General features: G+C 68.4%; 14 protein-coding genes. 6 read left to right on the top strand and 8 right to left on the bottom strand.

Annotation, left to right across the window (positions count from 1 at the left end; translation table 11 throughout):
* Positions 1–25: 25 nt before the first annotated feature.
* The 3 genes from OIM94_RS09725 to OIM94_RS09715 are packed head-to-tail and all read right to left on the bottom strand — an operon-like array spanning position 26 to position 5,847.
* Positions 26–1,456, bottom strand: coding sequence for an efflux transporter outer membrane subunit (locus tag OIM94_RS09725; protein ID WP_264606539.1), 1,431 nt, complete (start codon positions 1,454–1,456; stop codon positions 26–28).
* Between the two features lie 5 nt (positions 1,457–1,461).
* The gene (locus OIM94_RS09720) at positions 1,462–4,638 is read right to left on the bottom strand and encodes an efflux RND transporter permease subunit (protein ID WP_264606538.1); all 3,177 of its coding nucleotides are present in this window, start codon (positions 4,636–4,638) and stop codon (positions 1,462–1,464) included.
* Between the two features lie 6 nt (positions 4,639–4,644).
* Positions 4,645–5,847 carry an efflux RND transporter periplasmic adaptor subunit gene (locus OIM94_RS09715; RefSeq protein WP_264606537.1) on the bottom strand — a complete coding sequence of 401 codons (1,203 nt, stop codon included), beginning with the start codon at positions 5,845–5,847 and terminating at the stop codon, positions 4,645–4,647.
* A 102-nt stretch (positions 5,848–5,949) separates the two neighbouring features.
* Between OIM94_RS09715 and OIM94_RS09710 the strand changes: the two genes are divergently transcribed.
* From OIM94_RS09710 to OIM94_RS09690, 5 genes are read left to right on the top strand one after another with little or no spacing between them, the layout of a single operon-like run.
* On the top strand, positions 5,950–6,585 hold the full coding sequence (locus OIM94_RS09710) for a TetR/AcrR family transcriptional regulator (RefSeq protein WP_264606536.1): 636 nt from the start codon (positions 5,950–5,952) through the stop codon (positions 6,583–6,585).
* A 46-nt stretch (positions 6,586–6,631) separates the two neighbouring features.
* Positions 6,632–7,396, top strand: coding sequence for a (Fe-S)-binding protein (locus OIM94_RS09705; RefSeq protein WP_264606535.1), 765 nt, complete (start codon positions 6,632–6,634; stop codon positions 7,394–7,396).
* Positions 7,393–8,784, top strand: a complete 1,392-nt coding sequence (locus tag OIM94_RS09700) for a lactate utilization protein B (RefSeq protein ID WP_264606534.1) — start codon at positions 7,393–7,395, stop codon at positions 8,782–8,784. The genes OIM94_RS09705 and OIM94_RS09700 overlap by 4 nt, the downstream gene beginning before the upstream one ends.
* Positions 8,781–9,398, top strand: a complete 618-nt coding sequence (locus OIM94_RS09695; RefSeq protein ID WP_264606533.1) for a LutC/YkgG family protein — start codon at positions 8,781–8,783, stop codon at positions 9,396–9,398. Before OIM94_RS09700 ends, OIM94_RS09695 begins: the two co-directional genes overlap by 4 nt.
* Positions 9,399–9,410: 12 nt before the next feature.
* Complete coding sequence (locus tag OIM94_RS09690; protein ID WP_264606532.1) at positions 9,411–9,839, top strand: hypothetical protein; 429 nt, start codon at positions 9,411–9,413, stop codon at positions 9,837–9,839.
* A 287-nt stretch (positions 9,840–10,126) separates the two neighbouring features.
* Here OIM94_RS09690 and fucP read toward each other — a convergent pair whose 3' ends face one another.
* The 3 genes from fucP to OIM94_RS09675 form a co-directional block, all read right to left on the bottom strand.
* On the bottom strand, positions 10,127–11,410 hold the full coding sequence (fucP, locus tag OIM94_RS09685) for an L-fucose:H+ symporter permease (protein ID WP_264606531.1): 1,284 nt from the start codon (positions 11,408–11,410) through the stop codon (positions 10,127–10,129).
* A 91-nt stretch (positions 11,411–11,501) separates the two neighbouring features.
* Positions 11,502–12,821, bottom strand: a complete 1,320-nt coding sequence (locus OIM94_RS09680) for an L-fuconate dehydratase (protein WP_264606530.1) — start codon at positions 12,819–12,821, stop codon at positions 11,502–11,504.
* 8 nt (positions 12,822–12,829) lie between these two features.
* Positions 12,830–13,570: an SDR family oxidoreductase gene (locus OIM94_RS09675; RefSeq protein ID WP_264606529.1), complete on the bottom strand. Its 741-nt coding sequence runs from the start codon at positions 13,568–13,570 to the stop codon at positions 12,830–12,832.
* Between the two features lie 130 nt (positions 13,571–13,700).
* Here OIM94_RS09675 and OIM94_RS09670 point away from each other — a divergent pair, with 130 nt between their 5' ends.
* Entirely contained in the window at positions 13,701–14,555 is an 855-nt protein-coding gene (locus tag OIM94_RS09670; protein ID WP_264606528.1) for an IclR family transcriptional regulator, read from the top strand.
* A gap of 166 nt (positions 14,556–14,721) precedes the next feature.
* Here OIM94_RS09670 and OIM94_RS09665 read toward each other — a convergent pair whose 3' ends face one another.
* Complete coding sequence (locus OIM94_RS09665; protein WP_264606527.1) at positions 14,722–16,224, bottom strand: tryptophan halogenase family protein; 1,503 nt, start codon at positions 16,222–16,224, stop codon at positions 14,722–14,724.
* Positions 16,221–17,717 (bottom strand): tryptophan halogenase family protein, encoded by a 1,497-nt coding sequence (locus OIM94_RS09660; RefSeq protein ID WP_264606526.1) that lies wholly within the window; start codon positions 17,715–17,717, stop codon positions 16,221–16,223. The genes OIM94_RS09665 and OIM94_RS09660 overlap by 4 nt, the downstream gene beginning before the upstream one ends.
* Positions 17,718–17,818: the final 101 nt, after the last annotated feature.

The raw sequence follows: 17,818 nt of genomic DNA, 5'->3' as shown, positions 1-17,818 counted from the left end.
GCGGATTTTTGCAGCTGGCAAGGGCTCACTCGAGCCCGCCACCTAAGGTTCTATACAGGGTCACCAAATTGCTCGCACGGGTCAGCCGGGTGGTGACCAGCTGCTGCTCGGCGGCATAGGCGCTGCGCTGCGAATCGAGGGAGGTCAGGAACGAGTCGACGCCCGCGCGGTAGCGTGCGTCGGACAGGCGGGCCGCCACGTCGGCCGCCTGCGCGCGAGCGGTCTGCGCCCGCACCTGCTCGTCGATCGTGCCGCGCTGGGCCAGCGCATCGGCGACTTCGCGGAAGGCGGTCTGGATCGTCTTCTGGTAGGTTGCCACCGCACCGTCGCGGGCGGCCTTGGAATATTCCAGGTTCGCCTGGTTCTTGCCGAAGTTGAAGATGTTGAGCGAGGCGGTGGGCGACACGGTATAGGTGTCCGTACCCGATCCGAACAGCTTGCCGATCGTCGCAGCGATGGAGCCCGCCGTGGCGGTGAGCGACAGGCTGGGGAAGAACGCAGCGCGCGCCGCGCCGATATTGGCGTTCTGCGCGATCAGCAGATGCTCTGCCTGCAGTACGTCCGGGCGCCGCAGCAGCACTTCCGAGGGCAGGTTGCCGGGCAGCGCGTCGATCGTCGCCTTGCCGTCGCCCAGCGTCTCCGGCAGCAGCTCGGCCGGCACCGGCGCGCCGGTCAGCAGCTGCAGCGCGTTGATGTCCTGCGCGATGCGGGTCTGCGCGGTGGCCACGTCGTTGCGCGCGGATTCATAGCTCGTCTCGGCCTGGCGCGATTCCAGTTCGGAGGCGGTGCCGATGCGGAACTGGGCGCGGGTGAGATCGAGCGACTGGCGATAGGCCTCCAGCGTGCGCTGGGCGATCGCCAGCTGTTCGCGGTCCGAGGCCAGCGTCAGCCAGGCCGCGGCGATTTCGCCGATCAGCGTGACGCGGGTGGCGCGCTGCGCCTCGCTGCTCGCGAAATATTGTTCCTGCGCGGCACGGCTCAGGTTGCGAACACGGCCGAACAGGTCGATCTCGAACGAGGTGATGCCGCCCGAAACGCTGAAGTTCTGGACGTCCTGCACGCCGCCGCTGCCCAGCGCACCGCCGGCACTGGCGGCGAACTGCGCGGTGTTGGTGTAGGTGCCGGTGCCGCTGACGCCGATCGCTGGGAACAGGTCCGCGCGCTGCGCCCGGTACTGTGCCCGCGCCTGCAGCACATTGGCGGCGGCGAGGCGCAGGTCCTGGTTGTTGTCGAGGCCCAGCTGAATCACGCGGCGCAGGCGATCGTCGACGAAGAAGTCGCGCCAGCCGATCTTGCTGATGTCCGGCGCGTCGGTGGCGGCGGCGGGATAGACGCCGCCCTGGGGCAGCGCGGCCGGTACGGCCGGCTCCGGCCGGCTGTACTTGGGGGCGAGGTTGCAGGCCGACAGCGCGGTGCTGGCGGCGAGCACGAGGAGCAGGGGGAAGCGGTTGGTCACGGCCGTCAGGCTCCCTGGGGCGCCGAAGCGCCGCCGTCATGGGTGGTTGCGGGGGGCGTCTCGCCCTTGTTGCGGCGGCGGTCGAACAGGTTGCGCACCACCACGAAGAACATCGGCACCAGGAAGATGGCGAGGAGCGTCGCGGAGAGCATGCCGCCCACCACCGAGCGGCCGATGGCGTTCTGGCCGCCGGCGCCTGCGCCGGTGGAGATCGCCAGCGGCAGCACGCCGAAGATGAAGGCGAGGCTGGTCATCAGGATCGGGCGCAGGCGGAGCTTGGCGGCTTCCACCGCGGCGTCGAAGGCGCTCATGCCCTCGCGCATCCGCTCCTCGGCGAACTCGACGATCAGGATCGCGTTCTTCGCCGACACGCCGATCGTGGTGATCAGGCCCACCTGCAGGTAGATGTCGTTGTTGAGGCCCGTGAGCTTCGCCGCGAGCAGCGCGCCGACCACGCCGAGCGGCACCACCAGGATGACCGAGATCGGCACCGACCAGCTCTCGTAGAGCGCGGCAAGGCAGAGGAACACGATCAGCAGCGACAGCGCGTACAGGGCCGGCGCCTGGCCACCCGACAGCCGTTCCTCGTAGGACAGGCCCGTCCATTCGAGCTGCGTGCCCGGCGGCAGCTTGGCGTGGATCGCCTCCATCGCCGCCATCGCATCGCCGGTCGAAACGCCGGGGGCGGGCGAGCCGAGGACTTCCATCGCCGGCAGGCCGTTATAGCGGCTGAGCTGCACCGGCGCCTGCGCCCAGCTGAGCGTGGAGAAGGCGGTGAACGGGGTCATCGTGCCGGTCGTGCCGCGAACATAGAGGTTCGCGATGTCCTCCGGTGCCAGGCGATAGGGCGCATCGGCCTGGACATAGACGCGCTTGACGCGGCCGCGGTCGACAAAGTCGTTGACGTACGCGCCGCCCCAGGCGGTGGCGATGGTGCTGTTGACCGAGGCGAGGTCGAGGCCGAGCGCCTTGGCCTTGTCCTGATCGATATCGACCTTGAGCTGGGGGGCGTCCTCCAGTTCGTTCGGGCGCACGCCGACCAGGCGCTTGTCCTGCATCGCCATGCCCAGCATCATGTTGCGCGCCTGGAGCAGGCGCTCATGGCCGATGCCGCCGGTGTCGACCAGCTGCAGGTCGAAGCCGGTGGCGTTGCCCAGTTCCTGCACGGCCGGCGGCGTGATCGCGAAGATCAGGCCGTCGCGATATTGCGAGAAGGCACCCATGGCGCGGCCGACCATCGACTGCGCCGAATTGGCGCTGCCCTTGCGGTCCGACCAGTCCTTGAGCGGGATGAACACCAGGCCGCTGTTCTGGCCCGCGCCGGCGAAGCTGAACCCGTTGATCGTGAACACGCCCTGGACGTTGCCCGCTTCCTGCTTGAGGAAGTGGTCGCGGACCAGCTCGAGGCCCTTGTCGGTGCGCGCCGCGGTGGCGCCCGCCGGTCCCTGGACCAGCGCGATGGCGATGCCCTGATCCTCTTCCGGCAGGAAGCCCGAGGGGAGGCGCAGGAACAGGAAGGTCATGCCGCCCAGGATCAGCAGATAGACCAGGCCCGAGCGCTTCCAGCTTCGCGCGGTGGCGCGGACGCCCTTTTCGTAGCGGCGCTGGCCGTTGTCGAACTTCTCGTTGAACCAGCGGAAGAAGCGCGCGAGCGGCCCCTTGCCTTCGGCCTTGCCCGGATCGTGCGGCTTGAGGATGGTGGCGCACAGCGCCGGGGTGAGCACCAGCGCCACGAACACCGAGAGCACCATCGCCGAGACGATCGTGATCGAGAACTGGCGGTAGATCACGCCGGTGGAGCCGCCGAAGAATGCCATCGGCAGGAACACCGCCGACAGGACGAGGGCGACGCCGACCAGCGCGCTGGTGATCTCGTCCATCGACTTGCGCGCGGCATCGATCGGGCTGAGATGCTCGGTGGTGATCAGGCGCTCGACATTCTCCACGACGACGATCGCGTCGTCGACGAGCAGGCCGATCGCCAGCACCATGCCGAACAGGGTGAGCGTGTTGATCGAGTAGCCGGCGATCGCCATCACCGCGAAGGTGCCGAGCAGCACCACCGGCACCGCGATTGTCGGGATCAGCGTGGCGCGGAAGTTCTGCAGGAACAGGAACATCACCAGGAAGACGAGCACCACCGCTTCGATCAGCGTGTGCACCACCTGCTCGACCGACAGGCGGACGAACGGCGTGGTGTCGTACGGGTAGATGACCTTGATGTCGCCGGGGAAGGTCTTGGCGATCTCGTTCACGCGTGCCTTGACCAGATCGACCGTGGTCAGCGCGTTGGCGCCGGGGGCGAGCTTGATGCCGATGCCGGCGCCGGGCTTGCCGTTCCACTTCGAATCGAAGCCATAGCTTTCCGCACCCATCTCGACACGGGCGACGTCGCCGAGGCGCACGACCGAGCCGTCGGTCCCGCTCTTCAGGCGGATCTGGGCGAACTGGTCGGGGGTCGTAAGGCGCGACTGCACCGAGACGGTGGCGTTGAGCATCTGCTCCTTGGGCGCCGGGCGCGCGCCCAGCTGGCCGGCGGAAACCTGCGCGTTCTGTGCCTTGATGGACGACGTCACGTCATCCATGGTCAGGGAGAACTTGTTGAGCTTCACCGGATCGACCCAGACGCGCATCGCATATTGCGAACCGAAGATCTGGGTGTCGCCGACGCCGTTCACGCGCGACAGCGGATCCTGCAGCTTCGACACGGCATAGTCGGCCAGATCGGTGCCGCTGTGCGACCCGTCTTCCGAATAGAGGCCGATCACCACCAGGAAGTTCTGGGTGGCCTTGGCGACCTGGATGCCCTGCTGCTGCACTTCCTGCGGCAGGAGCGGGGTGGCCGCCTGCAGCTTGTTCTGCACCTGCACCTGGGCGATGTCCGGATCGGTACCCTGCTCAAAGGTGAGGGTGATCGTCACCGTGCCGGCCGACGAGGACGAGGACGAGAAGTAGCGAAGGTGATCGATCCCCTTCATCTGCTGCTCGATGATCTGCGTCGTCGTGTTCTCCAGCGTCTTCGCATCCGCGCCCGGATAGGTCGCGGTGATCGAGACGGCGGGAGGCGCGATGGCGGGGAACTGGGCAATCGGCAGCGTGCGGATGGCAAGGATGCCGGCCAGCATGATGATGATCGCGATGACCCATGCGAAGATGGGGCGATCGATGAAATAGCGCGACATGGGGCGTTACTTCCCTTGGGCGGGAGCGGCGGCACCCGGCTGGCCCTGGGCGGGCTTGGCGTTCGGGTTCCAGGGCTGCGGGGTGACCGGCATGCCCGGGCGCAGCATCATCGCGCCCTCGACGATTACCTTGTCGCCCGGCTTCACGCCGCCGGTGACGATCCAGTTGTCGCCGGCGGTGCGGCTGGTCTGGATCGGCCGCGGCTCGATCTTGTTCTCGGCGCCGACCACCAGCACCATCGGGTTGCCGCGCTCGTCGCGGCTCACCGCACGCTGCGGCACCAGCATCGCGTTCTGCTGCGTGCCCTCGATCAGGTGCGCGCGCACGAACATGCCCGGCAGGAGCAGGCCGTTGGGGTTCGGGAACAGCGCGCGGATGATCTGGCTGCCGGTCGTCTGGTCCACCGTCACGTCGGCGAAGCGCAGCGTGCCCTGCGGGCCATAGTCGTTGCCGTCCTCCAGCTTCAGCGCGACCTTGGCATTGCCGTCCCGGGCAACCTTGCCGGACATGATCGCCTGGCGCAGCTTGAGCACGTCGGCGCTCGACTGCTGGATGTCGACATAGATCGGGTCCAGCCGCTGGATCGTGGTCAGCGCATTGGCCTGCGCGGCGGAGACCAGCGCGCCGGTGGTGAATACCGAACGACCGATGCGACCGCCGATCGGCGCGCGGATGGTGGTGCGGGCGAGGTCGATCTCGGCGGTGGCGAGCGCGGCCTTCTGCGCCGCGACGTCGGCGCGGGCCTGGGCGGCGCTGGTCACCGCATTCTCATAGTCCTGCTTCGAGATCGCGTTGATCTTGGCCAGCTCGCCATAGCGGCGGGCCAGCGCCTCGCTGGAGGCGATCGCGGCCTGCGAGCGGGCAAGCGCGGCGCGCGCGCTGGCGACGGCGGCGCGGTATGGCGCGGCGTCGATCCGGTAGAGCGGCTGGCCCTGGCGCACCATGTCGCCTTCGGTGAACAGCCGTTCGAGGATGATGCCGTTGACCTGCGGGCGCACGTCCGAGCTCTCATAGGGGCTCAGCCGGCCGGGCAGTTCGCTGGTGAGCGGCACTGCCTGCTGCTGGACGACGACATAGGAAACCGGGGGCGGTGCGGCCTGCTGGCCACCGGCCCCGCCGGGGCCTGCGGCACCCTGCTGCTGGGACTGGCCACCACAGGCGGCGAGGACAAGCGCGAGTGCCGGCGCGGTGTGACGGAGAAAAGTCATGCTTCAGCCTGCCGTTATGATATATGTGAGTGAACGTTCGCTCACATTCGCCGCTACTGCGAAGCGAGTGACTCGGTCAAGACGATTCTATAGGGGGCTTGGATGGCAGAAACCACGGAAGAAGGCGGAGTTCCTCCCCGCGAAAAGGCCATGTTGCGCCGCGAAAGAATCGTCTCGGCAGCGCGCAGGTTGTTCATTGCGAACGGTTTTCACGCCACTGGCGTGGCCCAGATCGCCAAGGAATCGGGCATTGCGGTAGGTCAAATTTATCGCGATTTTTCGTCGAAAGAGGCGATTGTCGCGGAAATCGTGCAGGCGGACTGCATGGATTTCCTCGCTCCCGAGTCGCTCAGTGCGGGGATCCAGAGCGGCGATCCCGAGTTCGTCTGGAAATGGCTTGCCGATTTCGTGCGTCCCGAAGCTGACGAGTCGGATCCGCTATTTGCCGAAATCGTCGCCGAAACCGCCCGCAACGAACGCATCAAGGCGATCTTTGAAGGAACGCGCGAGGAGGTGCGCAGCACCATGCTGACCGCCCTGTCGGCGCTGATCCCCGGCGCGGCCTTCGCCGAGCGACGCTGCGCGCTTGCCGACGTGATCACCGCGACGGCGCTGGGCCTGATGCAGCATCGCTTCCTCAGCCCCGCCGAGGATACCGATCGCGCCGCGGCGCTGATGCTGGGGATGCTGCGGCGCGAGGTGGCGGACATGCAGGCGGACGCTGCCAAGGGGCAATAAGCGCAGTTTCTGGAAAGCACTCCCAGAATATGCAAATGGAAACGCCATGAGCCAGGATTCCTCGACCCGCGTCGCGCTGTTCGTCACTTGCCTGGTCGATGCGATGCGGCCCCGGGTGGGCTTTGCGGCGCTGCGCGCGCTGGCCGACGCAGGCTGCGCGGTGGTGGTGCCCGAGGCGCAGACCTGCTGCGGCCAGCCGGCGCTCAATTCGGGCGACCGCGCGACCGCGACCGATTTCGCCCGGCGCAACGTGGCGATGCTGGAGGCCTTTGAGGCGATCGTCGTCCCTTCGGGGAGCTGCGCGGGGACGATCCGCTGCCATTATCCCGAGCTGCTCGCCGACGATCCCGCATGGGCCGCGCGCGCCGAAGCGGTAGCCGGCAAGACCTGGGAGATCCTCGCCTGGCTCGACGCCCGCGGCTGGCGGCCCGAGGGCGTGGCACTGCCCGCGACGGCGACCTACCACGACAGCTGCTCGGGGCTGCGCGAACTGGGCATCAAGGCACAGCCGCGCCGGCTGCTCGGCGCGGTCGAAGGGCTCGATCTGGTGCCGCTGGCGGGGGAGGAGACGTGCTGCGGCTTCGGCGGCACGTTCTGCGTGAAATACCCGGCCATCTCCAACGCGATCGCCGACGAGAAGGCGGCGGCGGTGGAGGCGACCGGCGCGGGGCTGCTGCTCGCGGGCGATCTCGGCTGCCTGATGAACATGGCGGGCAAGCTCCACCGGCGCGGAGGGCACGTGCGCGCCTTCCACGCCATCGAGGTGCTGGCCGGCATGGCCGACGGCCCGGCGATCGGCGAAGCGCAATGAGCCGGGCGTTCGACGCGCGGGTCGATGCCGCGCTGGCCGACCGCCAGCTCAAGATCGCGGTCGAGCGCACCGCCGGCACCGCCGAGGCCAAGCGGGGTGCCGCGATCGGCGCCTGGCCCAGCTTCGCCGCGGCGCGCGAGCGGGCGGCGGCGATCAAGGACCATGTGATCGCCAACCTGGGATCCTATCTCGTCCAGTTCGAGGCGGCGGCGACGGCGGCCGGCGCGACGGTCCATTGGGCCGCCACCGCCGACGAGGCCTGTGCCATCGTCGTCGACCTCTGTCGCAAGGCGGGGGCGAAGAGCGTCGCCCGCTCCAAGTCGATGCTCGGCGAGGAGATCGGCCTGCCGCACGCGCTGGAGGCAGCGGGGATCGGCCGCGTCGAGACCGATCTGGCCGAACACATCATCCAGCTCGCCGGCGAGCGGCCCTCGCACATCATCTGGCCGGCGATGCACAAGACGCGCGAGCAGGTCTCCGAACTGTTCCGCGCCCGCCACCGCGATCCGCATGTCGAGGAAAGCATCGTCGCGATGGCGGCGAGCGCCCGGCGGCAGCTGCGGGGCGAGATGCTGGGCGCCGATGTCGGCATCTCGGGCGCCAATTTCCTGATCGCGGATACGGGGCAGGTTTGCACCGTCACCAACGAAGGCAATGCCGAGCTCTCGCTGGTGCCGCCGCGCGTGCATATCGTCACCGCCGGGATCGAGAAGCTGGTCCCGTCGATGGACCAAGCGGTGCATCTGCTGCGGCTGCTCGCCCGCTCGGCGACCGGCGCGGCGCTGACGCAATATACTACCTTCTATGCCGGGCCGAAGCGGGCAGGGGACCGCGACGGGCCCGAGGAGATGCACATCGTGCTGGTCGACAATGGCCGCAGCGCGATGCGCGACGAAGGGCTGGCGGAGATGCTCCGCTGCATCCGCTGCGGCGCGTGCATGAACCACTGCGTGGTGTTCCGCCAGATCGGCGGCCATGCTTATGGCGGCACCTATCCGGGGCCGATGGGATCGGTGCTGACCCCCGCGCTCGACGGGCTGGCGGCGAGCCGCGACCTGCCGGGCGCGTGCACGATGAACGGCAAGTGCCAGGAGGTGTGCCCGGTCGCCATCCCCTTGCCGACCTTGCTGCGCGGCTGGCGCGAGAAGAGCTGGCGCGAGGGGCTGGAGCCGGTGACGCTACGCTCGGGGCTGGGGCTCTGGGCCTGGGCGGCGCGCCGGCCCTGGCTGTACCGCGCGGGCGTGCGCTGGGCGATCCGGGCGATGCGGCTGGCCGGGCGCGGCTGGATCGCGAAGCTGCCGCTGGCCGGCGGCTGGACCGGCGGACGCGACTTTCCCGCTCCGGCGGCGGAAAGCTTCATGGACCGCTACCGAAAGGGCGAACGATGAGCGCGCGCGACGCGATCCTGGCGCGGCTGGGGCCGGCGCGGGCGGCGGCGGATCTGGCAGCCGAGGCGGCGGCGCTGCTCACGGGCGAGGAGCGCGAACGGCCGGCGGGGCCGGAGGATCTGGTGGCGCGCTTCTTGACGCAGCTTGGCCAGCCGAGCGTAGCGGCGACGCATGCGCGGATCGGGTCGCTGGCGGAACTGCCGGGGGCGGTAGCGGCGTACCTCGCCGCCGAGGGCGCGGAACCGGCGCTCTGGCTGCCGCCCGACGCTCGGGTGGCGGGACTCGACTGGGCCGGGCTGACCCGGCTGGCGGACTGCCCGATCGACGACGGCACGGTGCTGGCCTTCGCCCGCGCCGGAGTGGCGGAGACCGGCTCGCTGGTGTTCGAGACCGCGCCGGAAGCGCCGATGCTGCCCAACTTCCTGGCGCTGCGCCATATCGTCCTGCTGGAGGTCGCCGGCCTGGTCCGCTGGCTGGAGGACGCGGTGCCGGGCGGGGCGGCGCCGCGTGCGCACTATTGGGTAACCGGCGTCAGCGGCACGACCGACATCGAAGGCACCTATGTCCGCGGGGCGCATGGGCCGCGGTTTCTGCATGTGGTGCTGGTGGGGTGAGGGGCGAGGGCAATGAGCGTCTTGGCGAGAGTCCTGATCGTAGGCGCGGCAGTAGGCCTCGCGACCATGATTGCGCAGCACGTGCGGGTGCGCGTCCAGCGCGATGAAAGCGGGTGGAAGCAGCTTAAGCCAGGCTTCTTGATCTACTTCATGTTGTTCGGCTGTGGGTCGTTCGTCGTGTTCGCAGGGTCGGCCCTGATAACGTCGGATCCGATGCAACCCGACGCGCAGGAGCAAAATTTCTACGCGCTGTTGGTACTGATAGGATTTGCAATTGCTGGAGCTTACCCTGTCTGGATCGCGTACGGGAGGTGCGTGAAGTGGAAGGGGAGTATGATCCTGGTACGAAGCTGGACGGGCAAGGAACGGCTGTTCTTTATCTCCGAACTGGTATCCGTGCGAAGGAGCGAGATCTCTGAGGACTATCGTTTGGTATTTTAAGCGGGCGAGACGCTTCGCTTCTCAGCGAACCTGCGGGGTGCCACGCAGTTGATTTTGGACATCGAAGACTATCTCGACAGCATTCAGCACGAAGATCAGGCTTCGCATATTGCGACATAGAAGACATTCCAAGCATCCTCCCCTGTAAGGGGAGGTGGCAGCCCGAAGGGCTGACGGAGGGTGTCGACGGTGGGGACGGAGACCTCCGCTTCCAGCCGGGACACCCCTCCACCACCGCCTTCGGCGGCGGTCCCCCTCCCCCTCCGGCGGAGGATCTGATCAGCGCCTCAATGCCCCGCCGTCACCAACTCCACATCCCCCGCCGTCCCCGTTGCGCGCACGCCGAAGCCCAGCACCACCAGGAAAGCCACCGCCGGTACCAGCAGCGCCAGGTTGATCCCGGCCAGGTCGGACACATGCCCCATCGCCGCGGTCAGCACCGCGCCGCCGATGATCGCCATCACGATCAGCGAGGCGCCGATCTGCTTGAGCGAGCCCAGGCCTCCGATGCCGATCGCGAAGATCGTCGGGAACTGGATCGACATGAAGAAGCTCGCCGCGACCAGCGCATAGAGCCCGGTCGTGCCCCCGACGAACACCGCCACCGCCGCCAGCGCCGCCGAGAGCCCGGCAAACAGCACCAGCAGCTGCGGCGCCTTCACCTTGCCGAGCATCGCCGCGCCGACGAAGCGGCCGATGCCGAACAGTACCAGGCTGGCGAACAGATAGTCGGCCGCGCCCTGCTCGGTGAGGCCGGGCAGGTTCACCTGCGCGTAGCGGATCGTGTAGCTCCACAACCCCACCTGCGCCCCGACATAGAAGAACTGCGCCACCACCGCGAACAGCAGCGTCCGGTCGCGCAGCACGGTGCCGAGCGCCTTGCCCGTCGGCACCGCGGGCGCGTCGCCGTCCTTGCGGTTGTCCGGGAAGGCGATCAGCGCGGCGGCGATCGCGAAGGCGAGCACGACGAGGCCGATCACCAGATAGGGGGTCTGCACCGAGGCAAGCTCGCCGCGCAGCGTCGCGGTCCGCTCGGCGGCGGACATCGCGGCGAGTGCCTTATCGTCCTGCGCGAAGCTGGAGAGAATGAAATACTTCCCTACCAGGACCCCGAAAATCGTCCCGAGCGGGTTGGCTGCCTGCGCGAAGTTGAGCCTGCGCGCGGCGGTTTCGGGGCTGCCCAGCTCGGCGATCAGCGGGCTGGCCGAGGTTTCCAGAAAGGCAAGGCCGCAGGCGATCACGAACAGTGCAGCGAGGAACCACCGATATTCCCCGAAATGCGTCGCGGGATAGAAGAGCAGCGCGCCGATCGCGTACAGGGTGAGCCCCGTCACGATCGCGGTCTTATACCCCCGCCGCCGCGCGAGCATCGCCGCCGGCGTCGCGAGCAGGAAATAGCCCATGTAGAAGGCCTGCTGGACGAAGCTGGTCTCGAAATCGCTCAGCGTGAAGGCGCGGCGGAAATGCGCGATCAGGATGTCGTTGAGGTTGTTCGCCATCCCCCACAGGAAGAACAGCGACACCGTGAGGAGGATGGCAGGGGTGTAACGTCGGGCGGCCGTACGGGCCATAAATCCTCTCCTTGGGGTCCGATGCCCTTGTTGGGCTTGATCGGGGGCGGGGTCCAGATGCAGCAGGGGCCCCGCGAACGGAGCCCCATCTTCATTTGCGGAAGCGATAGGCGTCCAGCGTTTCCGGCTTCATCTCGATCGAATAGCCTGGGCGCGTCGGCGGCATGTACGCCGCATCCCGGATCACGCAGGGCTCCAGGAAATGCTCGTGCAGATGGTCGACATATTCGATCACCCGCCCGTCCATCGTGCCCGCGAAGCACAGATAGTCGATCATCGACAGGTGCTGGACGTACTCGCACAGCCCCACGCCGCCGGCATGCGGGCACACCGGGAGGCCGTAGCGCGCGGCGAGCAGCAGCACCGCCAGCGCCTCGTTCACGCCGCCGATGCGGCAGGCGTCGAGCTGGATCACGTCGACCGCGCCCACCGCCATGAACTGCTTGAACAGGATGCGGTTCTGGCACATCTCGCCGGTGGCGACCTGCACCTCGCCTATCCGATCGCGGATCGCCTTGTGGCCGAGCACGTCGTCGGGGCTGGTCGGCTCCTCGATGAACCAGGGCTTGGCGAAGGCGAGTGCGTTGACCCACTCGATCGCCTGGCCGACTTCCCACACCTGGTTAGCGTCGATCATCAGCTTGCGGTCGGGCCCCAGCACCTCGCGGGCGATGGTGACGCGCCGGATATCGTCCTCAAGATCGCGGCCGACCTTGAGCTTGATATGGTCGAAGCCGGCATCGACCGCTTCCTGCGCGAGGCGGCGCAGCTTCTCGTCGGGATAGCCGAGCCAGCCGGCGGAGGTGGTGTAGCAGGGGTAGCCCTTCGCCTCGAGCGTGGCGACGCGGTCCGCTTTACCCGCCGCGCGCTCCGTGAGCAGGGCAAGCGCCTGCTCGGGCGTGATCGCGTCGGTAAGGTAGCGGAAGTCGATCGCGCGGACGAGCTGTTCGGGCGTCATGTCCGCCACCAGCCGCCACACCGGCTTGCCCTCGGCCTTGGCCCAGAGGTCCCAGATCGCGTTGACCACCGCGCCCGTCGCCAGATGCATCGCGCCCTTGTCCGGACCGATCCAGCGCAGCTGGCTGTCGCCGGTGAGGTGCCGCCACATGCGCGCGGGCTCCTCGGCGATCCAGGCGAGGTCGAGGCCGATCACCAGGTGCCGCATCGCCTCGATCGCCGCGACGCAGATGTCGTTGCCGCGGCCGATGGTGAAGGTGAGGCCATGGCCTTCGAGCCCCGGCACGTCGGTTTCGAGGATGACATAGGCCGCCGAATAATCGGGGTCCGGGTTCATCGCGTCCGAGCCGTCGAGCGCCGTGCTGGTCGGGAAGCGCAGGTCGACCGTGCGCAGGCCGGTGATCTTCGCAGCGAGGGCAGGGGCGGCGGTGACGCCGTTGGAAAGCGCGTTCATCATGTCCCTTAGTTGACCCAGCCGCCGTCGATCACATGGACCGCGCCGGTGGTGAAGGCAGCCTCGTCGCTGGCGAGATAGCAGACCAGCGCGGCGATCTCTTCCTCGCGGCCCAGCCGACCCATCGGCTGGCGGGCGACAAAGGCGGCATGTGCCTCCTCGACGCTGATGCCCTGTGCGCCGGCCTGGTCGGCGACGCGCTGGCGCAGGCTGGGGGTATCGACGGTGCCGGGGCACACCGCGTTGCAGCGGATGCCCCGCGCGACGAAGTCTGCCGCGACCGCCTTTGTCAGACCAATCACCGCCGCCTTGGAGGCGCCATAAGCGTGGCGGTTGGGGATGCCCTTCACGCTCGAGGCGATGGACGACATATTGACGATGGCACCGCCGCCGCGCGCCAGCATGCCCGGCAGGAAGGCACGGATCATGCGGTGCATGGCGTGCACGTTGAGGTCGAAGGACAGCATCCAGTCGTCGTCGCTGCCGTCGAGGATCGAGCCTGCGGCCACGAAGCCGGCGATGTTGGCGAGCGCGTCGATCGCGCCGATCTGCGCCGGCAGCGCGGCGATCGCGGCGGCATCGAGCAGATCGAGCGTCACCGGCTCCACCCCCTCCATCGTGGCCAGCGCGGCGGCATCGCGGTCGAGGGCGAACACGCGCGCACCTTCATCGCGCAGGCGAAGTGCGGTCGCACGGCCGATGCCATGAGCAGCGGCGGTCACCAGCACGGTCTTGTTGTCGAAGCGCATAGCCTCCCCTTCTTCTATGTCACTTTCATCTGTCAAAGTAACTTTCATTTCAATACCCCTAAGACCAATTTTAACGAATTGGATCCAGATTGGCATGACAACGTGCGAGGCGCACGATAGGCTCGGGACCATGACAGAGAGAGGATCGGCCGCTTCCGAGGAGCGGCAACCGAATTATGCGGCCCCCGCGCTCGAAAAGGGCATCGAGGTCGTCGAACTGCTGAGCGACGCGCCACAGGGCCTGACGATCAGCGAGATCGCGCAGCGGCTGGGTCGCTCGATCAGCGAGCTGTTCCGCATCATCGTGGTGCTCGATCGACGCGGCTGGCTGCACAAGGATGCCGCGAGCGACCGCTACCGGGTGACCTACCGGCTGCTCGAGATCGCGCATCGCGCGACGCCGGCGCAGGAACTCACCCATGTCGCGACGCCGCTGATGCACAGCCTCGCGGCGGCGACCCAGCAGTCCTGCCACCTGGTGGTGGCGACCGGCACGCGCGGCCTGATCGTCGCGCGGCAGGAAAGTCCCGGCCAGACGGGGTTCTCGGTGCGGCTGGGCACCAATATCGACTTGCTCACCAGCTGCTCGGGCCATGTGCTGCTGGCGGCGATGGAGGACGAACGGCGCAAGGCGCTGTATCCGCGCGGGCTGCCCAAGGGGCTGGGCGCGCGGCTGGAGGCGGTGCGGGCGCAGGGGCATGAATCGATTCCCAGCGCACGGATGGCCGGGGTGTCGGACATGAGCTGCCCGGTCTATGGCTTCGACGGGCATGTCGTCGCCGCGCTGACCATCCCGTTTCTCGCTGCGATCGACGATGCGCCGCACGTCGCGCAGGACGAGGCGCTGGAGATGTTGAAGACGACCGCGCAGGCGATCTCGTCCGCGCTGGGCTGGTTCGACCGGACGGAGGCGCCGGTGGTGCCGAGCCTGTCGGTCGCGCGGCCGGTCCGCAGCCGCAAATCGCGGGTCAAGGCGGAGGCGTAGCGGAAGAACTCCCCCCGGCATCGTCATTCCCGCGAAGGCGGGAATCCATTTGCCAGGGCGCAGGGGAAGAATTCCGGCCGCAGCGCCAATGGATCCGCGCCTTCGCGGGGATGACGATGGTTTGTGCGGTGCGGCTACTCCTCCTGCCCGTAGCCGGGGTGCTCCGCTATCCCGCCCGGAACTGCCGGGCGATCGTCGCTTCGTGCGGCGGCAGCTGCGTGGCCGTGTCGGCGATCACCTTGCGCATCGCGCCCAGGATCTTCCGGCGATGCCCCGGCGGGATGCCGGCGGCGAGCGCGTCGTGCGCTTGCGGCACCACGCCCTGGCCCATCAGCACCGCCAGCCAGCTCGCGTCCATGAACAGATCACCGTCGCGCGCCAGCAGCCGCCCGGTGCGGGCGAACAGCGCCATCTTCTCGGTGAGCGTGTCGGGCGGGGTAATCGCGCGGCAGTGGCGCCAGAAGGGCGTGTCGTCGCGCTCGGTGGCGATATAGTGGAGGATCAGGAAGTCGCGGATCGTGTCCCATTCGCGGGTGGCGAGCCGGTTATATTCGGCGCGCACGGCGGGATCGAAGCTGCGATCGGGAAACCATTGCAGCAGCAGGGTGATCGCGCTCTGAATGAGGTGCAGGCTGGTCGACTCCAGCGGCTCCAGGAAGCCCGAGGACAGCCCGACCGCGACGACATTGCCCGCCCAGGGGGTCTCGCGCCGGCCGGTGGTGAAGCGCAGGTGGCGCGGGTCGCCGATCGGCGCTGCATCCAGATTGGCGAGGAGCAGCGCCTCGGCTTCGTCGGCGCTGGTGAAGCCGTCGCAGAAGACATGGCCGTTGCCGATGCGGTGCTGCAGCGGGATCCGCCACTGCCAGCCGGCATCGCGCGCGGTGCTGCGGGTATAGGGAAGCGGCGGCCCCGCCGTTTCGGTCGGTACGGCGATCGCGCGGTTGCACGGCAGCCAGTGCGACCAGTCCTGATAGGCGACGCCCATCGCCTCGCCGATCAGCAGCCCGCGAAAGCCGGTGCAGTCGAGGAACAGCTCGCCCTCGATCCGGCGGCCGTCGTCCAGCTGGACGGCGGAGACATGGCCGGTCGCCTCGTCGCGGTGGATCGCGGCGATCTTGCCCTCGTGGCGGACCACGCCACGCGCTTCCGAAAGCTGGCGCAGATAGGCGGCGTATAGGCCCGCATCGAAATGATAGGCATAGCCATAGGTGGCGAAGACGCTGTTGCCGCCGCCCTGGGGCAGGCCGAAGCGGCCGTTCATCGCGGCGAGCGTCGACAGCGAATAGGTGCCGAGCGGGGTGGTGTCGCCTTCGGCGCGCGCGGCCAGCCATTGCTGGTGAAACGGCACCAGCCCGAAATCGTCGCCATAGCGCCCGAACGGGTGGAAGTAGCGGTCTCCCTGCCGCCACCAGTCGACGAACTCGATGCCCAGCTTGAAGGTGCCGCGTGTCGCTTTCACGAACGCGGTCTCGTCGACGCCGATCATCTGGTTGAAGCCGTGGATCGGCGGGATCGTCGCCTCGCCCACGCCGACCGTGCCGATCTCCTCGGACTCGACGAGGGCGACGGTGATCCCCGTGCCGGCCAGCGCCTGGGAAAGCGCCGCGGCGGCCATCCAGCCGGCGCTGCCGCCGCCGGCGATCACCACGCGGGACAGCGGCGCGTTCATGCGGCCGCCGCTTGGCAGGTGCGCGCGACGAAATAGTCGTGCTGCGGCAGCCGGCGGGTCGCGGTCGCGAGGGTCGCCTCGCGCTGCGCGAAGCGTGTCGCGAGGCTGTCGAGCGGCAGGCGATCCGCGGCAGGATCATGACCACGGGGCACACGCTGCTGCCCGAGCAGGACCGCGACCCAGCTCGGCTCCTGGTGCGATTCCAGATCGAGCATCGGTACCCGCCCCATCGCATCCCACAGCGCCAGCTTGTGGGCGAGGGTGTCGGGGAGCGTCATTGCGGCCATGTCGCGCCAGAAGGGCTCGGGGCGCTGGCTGATACAGTAATGTGCGATCAGGAAATCGCGGATGCGTTCATATTCGCCGATCGTCTCACGATTATACTCGGCGACGATCGCCGGGTCGGCGGGCCCGGCCGGGAGCAGTTCGGCCAGCCGGGCAAGGCCGGTCTGGACCAGTTGCAGGCTGGTCGATTCCAGCGGCTCCATAAAGCCTGCGGCAAGGCCGATGCCGATCACATTGTGCGCCCAGAAGCGCGCGCGCCGGCCGGTGGTGAAGCGCAGCTGGCGCGGCGCCCCGATCGCCTCGCCGTCGAGATTGGCCTGGAGCAGCGCGGCAGCCTCGTCGTCGGACAGGTGCGCGCTGCTATAGACCAGGCCGTTGCCGGTGCGGTGCTGGAGCGGGATCCGCCACTGCCAGCCTGCGGCATGCGCGGTCGATCGGGTGAAGGGCGTGAAGCGCCCCGCGCGGGTACAGCCCAGCGCAAGTGCGCGATCGGCGGGCAGCCAATGCGACCAGTCGACGAAGTCGGTGCCGAGATGCTGGCCGAGCAACTGGCTGGCAAAGCCGGTGCAGTCGAGAAACACGTCGCCGTCCACGCGGCGCTCGCCTTCCAGCAGCAGCGCGCGCAGATCGCCGCTCTCGCCGTCGCGGACGACGTCGAGAATGCGGCCCTCGATGCGGGTGACACCGCGGGCTTCGGCATAGTCGCGCAGCAATGCCGCATAGAGGCCCGCGTCGAAATGATAGGCATAGCGATACTCCGCCGCCTCGCCGCGCAGCGCCTCGGGCGGCGCGAACCGGTCCTGTGCGGCGGCGAGTGCAGGCATCGACCAGCGATCGATCGGATCGCCGAGGCGGCCTGCGGTGCGGAGCCGGTGCCAGTGATGATGGGGGGAAATGCCCTCGATCGGCGCGCCATGGTCGCCGAAGCCGTGGAAATGGCGATTGCCGATCTGCCCCCAGTCGACAAACTCGATCCCCAGCTTGAAGCTGCCCTGTGTTGCCGCGACAAACTCGGGTTCGTGCAGGCCGAGCAGGCGGTTGAACTCCTGGAGGATCGGCACGGTGGCCTCGCCGACGCCGATAGTGCCGATGGCATCGGATTCCACGAGCGTGATGCGGGTGTCGGGCGCGGGCCGCAGCCTGGCGAACAGGGCGGCTGCCATCCATCCGGCACTGCCACCGCCTGCGATGATGAGGTGTTGCGCCACTGCGCCGAGTTCCCGTTCTGCCGTTCGACCCCGTCGAGCCTTAGGCGGAATCGGCGGCCGATAAAATGCGCCCCCGGTACCATGGGTACCGGGGGCCGAGG

The sequence above is a fragment of the Sphingomonas sp. R1 genome, from assembly GCF_025960285.1.
In the GTDB taxonomy this organism is placed as follows: Bacteria; Pseudomonadota; Alphaproteobacteria; order Sphingomonadales; family Sphingomonadaceae; genus Sphingomonas.
Note: the sequence above shows the minus strand (reverse complement) of the source record. Positions and strands in the feature narration are given on the sequence as shown.

Coding starts and splice junctions, on each gene's coding strand:
- OIM94_RS09720 (WP_264606538.1), bottom strand. CDS start 4,638: ATGTCGCGCTATTTCATCGATCGCCCCATCTTCGCATGGGTCATCGCG.
- OIM94_RS09715 (WP_264606537.1), bottom strand. CDS start 5,847: ATGACTTTTCTCCGTCACACCGCGCCGGCACTCGCGCTTGTCCTCGCC.
- OIM94_RS09710 (WP_264606536.1), top strand. CDS start 5,950: ATGGCAGAAACCACGGAAGAAGGCGGAGTTCCTCCCCGCGAAAAGGCC.
- OIM94_RS09705 (WP_264606535.1), top strand. CDS start 6,632: ATGAGCCAGGATTCCTCGACCCGCGTCGCGCTGTTCGTCACTTGCCTG.
- OIM94_RS09700 (WP_264606534.1), top strand. CDS start 7,393: ATGAGCCGGGCGTTCGACGCGCGGGTCGATGCCGCGCTGGCCGACCGC.
- OIM94_RS09695 (WP_264606533.1), top strand. CDS start 8,781: ATGAGCGCGCGCGACGCGATCCTGGCGCGGCTGGGGCCGGCGCGGGCG.
- OIM94_RS09690 (WP_264606532.1), top strand. CDS start 9,411: ATGAGCGTCTTGGCGAGAGTCCTGATCGTAGGCGCGGCAGTAGGCCTC.
- fucP (WP_264606531.1), bottom strand. CDS start 11,410: ATGGCCCGTACGGCCGCCCGACGTTACACCCCTGCCATCCTCCTCACG.
- OIM94_RS09680 (WP_264606530.1), bottom strand. CDS start 12,821: ATGAACGCGCTTTCCAACGGCGTCACCGCCGCCCCTGCCCTCGCTGCG.
- OIM94_RS09675 (WP_264606529.1), bottom strand. CDS start 13,570: ATGCGCTTCGACAACAAGACCGTGCTGGTGACCGCCGCTGCTCATGGC.
- OIM94_RS09670 (WP_264606528.1), top strand. CDS start 13,701: ATGACAGAGAGAGGATCGGCCGCTTCCGAGGAGCGGCAACCGAATTAT.
- OIM94_RS09665 (WP_264606527.1), bottom strand. CDS start 16,224: ATGAACGCGCCGCTGTCCCGCGTGGTGATCGCCGGCGGCGGCAGCGCC.